The organism is Microcoleus sp. F10-B2, from assembly GCF_036704965.1.
Lineage (GTDB): Bacteria > Cyanobacteriota > Cyanobacteriia > Cyanobacteriales > Microcoleaceae > Microcoleus.
Genome location: NZ_JAUBTB010000091.1, coordinates 1 through 8596, shown reverse-complemented (window position 1 = coordinate 8596; position 8596 = coordinate 1). Strand labels below are relative to the sequence as shown.

Annotated in this window: 6 protein-coding genes; 4 read left to right on the top strand and 2 right to left on the bottom strand. The window is 44.8% G+C overall.

What is annotated here, in order from left to right:
* Window positions 1-945: 945 nt before the first annotated feature.
* From QUA99_RS33270 to QUA99_RS26500, 4 genes are all read left to right on the top strand, one after another.
* Entirely contained in the window at window positions 946-1086 is a 141-nt protein-coding gene (locus tag QUA99_RS33270; RefSeq protein ID WP_445251042.1) for a DUF6888 family protein, read from the top strand.
* 480 nt (window positions 1087-1566) lie between these two features.
* A complete protein-coding gene (locus tag QUA99_RS26510; protein ID WP_333242535.1) occupies window positions 1567-5697 on the top strand; it encodes an ATP-binding protein in 4131 nt (1376 codons plus the stop codon).
* Window positions 5698-5850: 153 nt separating this feature from the next.
* Window positions 5851-7173 (top strand): response regulator, encoded by a 1323-nt coding sequence (locus tag QUA99_RS26505; RefSeq protein WP_333242537.1) that lies wholly within the window; start codon window positions 5851-5853, stop codon window positions 7171-7173.
* Between the two features lie 111 nt (window positions 7174-7284).
* Window positions 7285-7422: a hypothetical protein gene (locus QUA99_RS26500; protein ID WP_333242539.1), complete on the top strand. Its 138-nt coding sequence runs from the start codon at window positions 7285-7287 to the stop codon at window positions 7420-7422.
* A gap of 12 nt (window positions 7423-7434) precedes the next feature.
* Here the strand turns inward: QUA99_RS26500 and QUA99_RS26495 are convergent, their stop codons facing one another.
* Entirely contained in the window at window positions 7435-7974 is a 540-nt protein-coding gene (locus QUA99_RS26495; protein ID WP_333242542.1) for a GIY-YIG nuclease family protein, read from the bottom strand.
* 59 nt (window positions 7975-8033) lie between these two features.
* Window positions 8034-8360 (bottom strand): hypothetical protein, encoded by a 327-nt coding sequence (locus QUA99_RS26490; protein ID WP_333242545.1) that lies wholly within the window; start codon window positions 8358-8360, stop codon window positions 8034-8036.
* Window positions 8361-8596: the final 236 nt, after the last annotated feature.

Sequence of the window (8596 nt, the reverse complement as noted above, 5' to 3'; positions counted from 1 at the left end):
CAACTCCGACCAAAAGTAATTTGGTCACAAGTCCCCGGATTCATCAGCGGTCAATTCTTCAATCCTTCAATTCTTCAATCCTTCAATTCTCCAATCCTTCAATCTAAAATCTAAAATTTAAAATCTAAAATCGATTGACTGCGAGATGTTGCCAACTCCGACCAAAAGTAATTTGGTCACAAGTCCCCGGATTCATCAGCGGTCAATTCTTCAATCCTTCAATTCTTCAATCCTTCAATTCTCCAATCCTTCAATCTAAAATCTAAAATTTAAAATCTAAAATCGATTGACTGCGAGATGTTGCCAACTCCGACCAAAAGTAATTTGGTCACAAGTCCCCGGATTCATCAGCGGTCAATTCTTCAATCCTTCAATTCTTCAATCCTTCAATTCTCCAATCCTTCAATCTAAAATCTAAAATTTAAAATCTAAAATCGATTGACTGCGAGATGTTGCCAACTCCGACCAAAAGTAATTTGGTCACAAGTCCCCGGATTCATCAGCGGTCAATTCTTCAATCCTTCAATCCTTCAATTCTCCAATCCTTCAATCTAAAATCTAAAATTTAAAATCTAAAATCGATTGACTGCGAGATGTTGCCAACTCCGACCAAAAGTAATTTGGTCACAAGTCCCCGGATTCATCAGCGGTCAATTCTTCAATCCTTCAATTCTTCAATCCTTCAATTCTCCAATCCTTCAATCTAAAATCTAAAATTTAAAATCTAAAATCGATTGACTGCTGTCTAATAAACCACCAAAAGTGCGAGAGTGCAGCAGCAAAGATTATTCCTACCGCAGCGCAGTTACTCAAATGCTTTGTAGTTTGCTGCGAGTTAACAAATAGGGAGCATCTCAATCAAAGCACCCAAGCTAGAAATCTAAGTTTTGAGGCTCTCTTGCTGCGAGGAAGAATGAAGGAGCCAGAACAAGTGCTTTTACAACGATGAGATGCTCCCTAACAAATATGTATCAGCCTATCTACATAGTGCGACTGGATGAACGCACAAATAACTTGTACATTTTGGCTCGTAAAACTATCGAAAGAGAGATTTATCCTAACGGGCAATGGAGATATTCTGATTAACACAGCTAATTTTAAAACTCCGAGCAGAAAGGAATTATCTCGTTTCCGGTGGCATCGGAATGATACCGAGGACACGCCACTGCCGCGTCCCTACCCCGAATATTCATAAACTTCCCGAAAGCTACTCTAGCTTGACTTTGACAAATTCAGAGGCAATTCAACCGAAATTAAGTTGCAAATAAATAATGGTATTTATTTGCAAAAAACAGCAGTTTACAGACAATTAAATTGAATAAACTATAGCACAACTACATAAAAAATATAAATTTTGCGACAGTTTTTGTAAGTAAAAATAACTCAAAAATCCAACAGCTAGAAACAGAACTGAGAGAAGCAAATTTTAACAGCCGCGCCCAATCTTCGCTGGTAGTTGGCTATCTATCCGGAGAAAAATTTCAGAGCCTGTAGGGCGCGCCAATTGCCCGAAAAGCCACACTACAGCAGTTAAAATTCGATCGCCAGTACAATTGGTTCACACCCATGTCCATTTATCCATTCAACCGCCCAGCCGCCAAATTTTTCAGCAAGCTTCCCCTGCGAACGGTTCTGATTGTTCCGTTTGTTTTGCAAACGGTAAGCGTAGTTGGGCTAGTAGGCTATCTTTCTTTCAAAAGCGGTCAGGACTCAGTCGAGGATGTAGCGCATCGGTTAATCGAACAAGTAGCAGAACGGATTAGCGATCGCCTCACCGATAATAATGGGCCCTCGGCAATCAATACCTTTCTGGCTAGGCTGCACTTCTCTGCATCGGGACAGACTTTTATTACGGATCGATCGGGCAATCTGATTGCCGCATCCACACTAGAAACACCCTTGGCGACGCCAGCAAAAAACCAACCGACGCCATTGCTAGCCACCAACAGCAAGGACGCCCGAACGCGAGATATTGCTCGACAACTCGCCCACCGATTTGGCAACTTCCGCACGCTGCAAACAACCGAGAAATTGACCCTAGCGAGCAAGCGATCGCGGCAGTTTGTCCGCGTCACTCCGTATCGAGATTTCCGCGGCTTAGATTGGTTGATTGTGGTGGTAGTGCCAGAGTCTGATTTCATTGCTGGCATTCAAGCAAATACGCGCAAGACATTGTGGTTGTGTGCCGGTACGCTGCCGCTGGCGATCGCGATCGGATTGTTGACTTCCCGTTGGGTGACAAAACCAATTATGCGCTTGAATACCGCAGCCAAAAAAGTTGCCAAAGGCGAATGGGATCGACCTTTAGAAATTAGACGCTTCGATGAAGTCGGAGAACTCGCCAATTCCTTCAATCTTATGGCAGCGCAACTGCAACAGGCTTTTGCAGAACAAAAATCTTTAAATGAAGCTTTAGCGCAGAGGGAGAGCCAACTCCAGCAATTTATCGAAGCCGTGCCTGGGGGAGTATTTATCCACGATGCCTCGGGTAAAGTCGTGTACTTCAACGAAACTGCCAAGCATTGGCTCGGCGTAGAAACTATCCCCGATGCGACTTTAGAAGAATCAGTCGAAGTTTATCAAATCTACCGCCAAAACCAGCCCTATCCAACTGAAGAACTGCCCGCATTCCGAGCACTGCGCGGTGAAACAGTGTTCCTTGAAGATGTAGAACTTTATCGAGACGGGGAATTTATTCCTTTTGAGGTGCGCGCCACACCAATTTTCGACGCAGGCGGAAACATTATTTATGCGATCGGTGCTTTTTATAACATCGCACAGCGCCAACAATCTGCAAAAATATTAACTGACTACAATCGCACTTTAGAAGCAGAAGTTGCCGAACGTACCTCCGCCTTATATCGTGCTAATGAACTCTTACAATATGAAATGGTCGAGCGCAACTTGCTAACACAAAAATTTTATAGTTCTACCGACCAATTTCTGAAAATATTTGAGTGTATTACCGATATTGTATTGATTTTTGAAGCCCGAGAAAAAACCATTCAAATTATACCCACCAAGGGGATTTTTCAATACAACTATCAGGAAAATCAGCTCGACTCCATCATCGAACAATTTTTTCAGGAAGAAAGCGAGGAGATTTATTTCGCTCAAGTTCGACAGGCATTAGAAACCAAACAAACTATTAGTTTTGATTACAGTCTGCTAATTAATAACCAAGAAGTTTGGTTTGCTGCTAAAATTTCGCCGCTGTCCGATAGCTCTGCTGTTTGGGTAGCCCGCGACATTAGCGATCGCCAGTTTGCCGAATCCCGACTGCTGGAAGCCCAAAAAATTGCCCGTATTGGCAGTTGGGAACACGAGATCGCCACAGCAACAACCACTTGGAGTGAGGAACTCTATCGCATTTACGAGCTCGATCCGACTCAAAAACCGCTGCCAACCGAACAATTAATCGAGCGTTTTCATCCAGAAGATCGATCGCGCTATCTGACAATGATTCGCGAGCGAGCTAGTTCAGGAAAAAGCTTTGAAATCGATCTGCGGTTGCTCCGCAGAGATGGCTCGCTCAGTTACATTGAAGTCCGAGGGAAACCGGTTTATGACGAACAAGGGCAGTTGAGCCGTTTAGTGGGTACTGTCTTGGATATTAGCGATCGCCAACAAGCCGAGTCAGCTTTGCGAGAAAGCGCGCAGGGGGAACAAGCCATCGCCCGATCGATCGATCGCATCCGTCAGTCCTTAGATATTGACACAATATTCAAAACCACAACTTCTGAACTGCGACAAACCCTAAAATGCGATCGTGTCGGCATCTATCGTTTTAATCCTGATTGGAGCGGGGAATTTGTTGCCGAATCAATGGCTCAGGGCTGGATATCTCTAATGCAAAAAACCGACGATTTTAATTTACCAAACAATCTCGTCGAAGACTCTCGCTGTAGCGTGAAAACTCTGCAAGCCAGCGCTGAACCAGTGCTGGATACCTATCTACAAAAAAATCAAGGCGGTATGTACGCTAGAGGCGTTCCTTACCGCATAATTGAAGACATATACAGCGCTGGGTTGAGTCCTTGTTACCTGGAACTGTTAAAACAATTTCAAGCTAGAGCCTACGTTATTTTCCCCATATTTTGCGGCAGTCAACTTTGGGGTTTGCTCGCCAGCTATCAAAATTCTGCACCCCGCACTTGGCGCGAAGCAGAAATCAATATAGGGCTGCAAATTAGCACTCAACTAGGGGTCGCCTTACAACAAGCTCAATTGCTCGAAGCCACTCAACAGCAAGCAGTGCAGCTCCAACAAGCCGCCTGGGCAGCAGAAGCCGCCAACCTCGCGAAAAGCACTTTCCTGGCAAATATGAGCCACGAACTCCGCACCCCGCTCAACGCAATTCTGGGATTCTCCCAATTGATGCAGCGCTCTACCAACCTCACTCGCGAACAACAGGAAAATATCCGCATCATCAACCGCAGCGGAGAACACTTGCTAGCTCTGATCGATCAAATATTAGATTTAGCCAAAATAGAGGCGGGACGCATTACCATCAACCCAACAGACTTTAAATTAAGCAGCTTGCTCAACGAGGTGGAAGAGATGTTTCAACTCCAGGCACGGGATCGGCAATTGCAGTTAATATTTGACTGCTCTAACAATATTCCCGAATACGTCCGAACCGATCAACTTAAGTTGCGCCAAGTTTTAATTAATCTGCTTTCTAACGCCATTAAGTTTACGAAAGAGGGAGGCATTGCGGTAAGAGTAAGTGCGGTTATGGAGCGTGAAACTCAGCAATTACCAATCAGTAATTACCAATTACATTTTGAAATAGAAGACACTGGTTCCGGCATCGCTCCTGATGAGTTAGAGAAGCTTTTTCAAGCCTTCGTGCAAACCAAAACAGGAGCAACATCTCAGCAAGGAACAGGCTTGGGGCTGGCCATCAGCCAACAGTTTGTCAAGCTGATGGGCGGCATCATTACTGTGCGCAGTGAAGTAGGAATCGGCACAACCTTCGCGTTTGATATCCCCGCCACCGCCGTTGATGCGGCGGCAATTCAACCCGTGCAGCCGCCGCGTCGGGCGATAGCCCTAGAACGCAACCAGCCGCGCTATCGTATTTTGATTGTGGACGATCGAGCCGACAACCGCAAACTGCTGATCGAACTCCTCGCTGCCTTTAACTTTGAACTCCAAGAAGCCAGCAACGGCCAACAAGCTATTGAAATGTGGTCGAGTTTTGAGCCGCACTTAATTTTTATGGATATGTGGATGCCCGTGATGGATGGGCATGAAGCGACGAAACGCATTAAAGCCACCGTTAAAGGTCAAGCTACCCCCATTATTGCCCTGAGTGCCGGTAACGTTGAGGAAGCGCGAAGCGTTACTGTATCAGATGATTGCGATGACTTTATCCACAAACCCTTTCGAGATACAGAAATCTTTGCCACCCTGCACAAACATCTGGGAGTGCGTTACATTTACGATGAACCCGAGAGTGTTCCCGAGTCAACTCAAATCGAGGCTCTCACTGCCGAGACTCTTGCAGCTTTACCTGCAGATTGGCTGGCAGCTTTAGAGAAAGCCACAATAGAGTGCGATTTAGAGTTAATTACGATCCAAATTGAGCAAATTCGCGATCGAAATGACTCTTTAGCTACTGCTCTAGCCGCATTGGCTAACGAGTTTCTTTTCAATGAAATACTAGCTCTCATCCATCCCGAAACAAAATAAGAATGATATTACAGCAGATAGCAGGTTTATGAAGTACACCCCGGATAGATCGTATGGATCTATCCCCCCGTAGGGACACGGCACGGTGCGGTGTCCCTACTTCATAAACCTGCGATATTACAAACCTATAAAGGTTATTTTACCGAACTAGATATGAATTACGAACCAACTCACATCTTAAAAGGAAATATTTTAATTGTTGATGATATTCCGGATAATTTGCAACTTTTAGCTCAAATACTCTCCCAGCAAGGGTACAAAACACGCACCGCACCCGACGGCAAACTAGCTCTGCGGTCGATCGAGTTAATTCCTCCTGACTTGATATTGCTCGACATCATGATGCCCGGTATGGACGGCTACAAAGTCTGCCAAGCATTGAAAGCTTCTCCCACAACCAAGGACATTCCCGTTATTTTTATTAGTGCTTTAAATGAAGTGTTCGATCAAGTCAAAGCCTTTGAAGTTGGCGGTAGAGATTATATCACGAAACCGTTTCACGAACAAGAAGTTTTGGCTCGCGTCTCAAATCAACTCGTGCAGCGCCAATTGTTCCAACAAACACAATCCTACGCCCAGCAACTCGAACAAACTTTAACTGAACTCAAGAAAACTCAAGCTCAGTTAATACAGAAGGAAAAAATGGCTTCTTTAGGTCAATTAGTGGCAGGGATTGCTCACGAAATCAACAATCCAGTCAACTTTATCTACGGCAATATTGCTCTAGCGGCGGACTATGCGCGAGATTTGCTTCACCTCGTCGAATTGTACCAACATTACTACCCCCACCCCGTTGCAGAAATTATCGGCGAATTGGACGAGATTCAACCCGAATTCATCGCAGAGGATTATCCAAAACTGCTGAATTCGATGACAGAGGGTGCTTCTCGAATTAGCGAGATTGTGATGTCTTTGCGCAACTTTTCCCGCCTTGGGGAACAAAAGTACAAGCCAGTGAATATTCATGAAGGCATTGACAACACTTTAGTTATTTTGAAACACCGACTGAAGGGATCAAACAAAAAAGATGAGATTGAGGTTATCAAGCACTACAGTCAACTGCCAAAAGTCACCTGTTATGCCAGTCAGTTAAATCAGGTGTTCATGAACGTGCTAACTAATGCTATTGATGCCCTGGAAACTCAACCGTCTCCTCGAACAATTACCATCAGCACTTCACTAAGTTCTGAGTCAGCACCTGCCCTGCCCAATCAAGATTCAAAAGTCGCAACTCAAAACTATAAATCCGTTGTGATTAACATTGCCGATAACGGTTGTGGGATGAGTGAGGACGTGCGCCACCAGATATTTGACCCATTTTTTACTACGAAGCCTGTAGGCCGGGGTACTGGATTAGGGTTGGCAATCAGTCACGATATTGTAGTGGAAAAACATCGAGGTCAAATCAGTTGTATTTCTGCTCCGGGCCGAGGAACCGAGTTAATTTTGCAGATTCCGATATCTATTAAATGTTAACTGTTAAAGTGTTAACAAACGGAGATAAGATATCAGAGACTTTGTAGTCGAGCATCTGTAGGGAAACGGCATTGCCTTGTCCGGCGCGGAGATTGTGGAAACGGCATTGCCTTGTCCGGCGCGGAGATTGTGGAAACGGCATTGCCTTGTCCGGCGCGGGAATTAGGCAAACGGCAATGCCGTTTCCCTACGGTTCGCAGCGCGGGAATTAGGGAAACGGCAATGCCGTTTCCCTACGGTTCGCAGTAAGGACTATTGTATTTACTTTAAATCGAGCAATCCGCTAGTTTTCAGCTTGGGATTAAACCGAATTTCTTCAGTTACACCCCGAGCTTTCAACAGCAATAAAATTTCATTTTCTACGCGCCGCGCGACATTTTTCAACAATTTATCTTTGGCAATTTCATCGGCGAAGATACCTTCATAATTTGCCGTTTCTTGGGCAGTCATCACAGTTTTGGTGTCGATGGGATCGTTCCACTTGGCAGCATCAGCACCGTTACCCTGGGGTTGGGAACCGTTTTCGGCAATCCAACTTTCTCTAATGCTTTCTAGAATAGTGCGGCTGGGTTTGTCAATAGTTTGGACTTTCAGCCAGTAGCAATGCTGGGTTTGGCGTACCAAATGCTGTTTGAGGCTGAGGTAAATGTCGCGAGAATAGCCGACAAATTGCAGCACTTTCTCGCTGTCGAAAATCGCGTAAACGCCAATTTTTCCCCGGACTAACTCGGGCAATTTTCCCTCGGAGTCTATGTAGGGAATGAATTCTAAGCTGGCGAGAGATTGAATTTCTTCTGTCATCCGATTTGAGATTTGAGATTTGAGATTTGAGATTAAACCACAGATTAACCAGCCTTTACCTAAGTCTTAAAGATTCGATAAATTGCACAGAGGCGGCTGGGTTTAAATATTTTGGCCTGGAACATGAAATTAGGCGGGACGTTGACGATCGCAAAATCGCTCGATTCGTGATACTTTTCAAATTCCGCAGGCATTCCCTTCGGCGTCTCGCTGCTGTAAGGGACTGGCTGAAAAAGTAACTCGGCAAACTCAATGCGCGAGCATTGCAATTGTAGCGCTACTTGTTTGACAAAGCTTTCACCGGTTAACAAACCGAACAGTGCAGTTTTAGCATTGGGTTCGAGGACAAAACTGCTATCGTAGCTTTCAATAATCTTGAGACCCATTTTCTGTATACTCCTGACAGACGGCGGTGAACGCTTATTGGTTAACGGTTGAGCGATCGGCTCAATCCTGAATTTTACCTGAAATTGACCGTTTTGAAGGCAGAACGTATTCGGCAGGAGGTCAATCGATTTTAGATTTTAGATTTTAGATTTTAGATTTGGCGTTGCTGAATTACGGTATGATACGGGCAAAAATACGAGAGGGAACCCGAAAATGATTTTTGAGATTTTGATGG

Bases quoted from the DNA above. Each gene is read 5' to 3' on its own strand.
- QUA99_RS26510 (WP_333242535.1), top strand. From the start codon at position 1,567: ATGTCCATTTATCCATTCAACCGCCCAGCCGCCAAATTTTTCAGCAAG.
- QUA99_RS26505 (WP_333242537.1), top strand. From the start codon at position 5,851: ATGAATTACGAACCAACTCACATCTTAAAAGGAAATATTTTAATTGTT.
- QUA99_RS33270 (WP_445251042.1), top strand. From the start codon at position 946: ATGAGATGCTCCCTAACAAATATGTATCAGCCTATCTACATAGTGCGA.
- QUA99_RS26490 (WP_333242545.1), bottom strand. From the start codon at position 8,360: ATGGGTCTCAAGATTATTGAAAGCTACGATAGCAGTTTTGTCCTCGAA.
- QUA99_RS26495 (WP_333242542.1), bottom strand. From the start codon at position 7,974: ATGACAGAAGAAATTCAATCTCTCGCCAGCTTAGAATTCATTCCCTAC.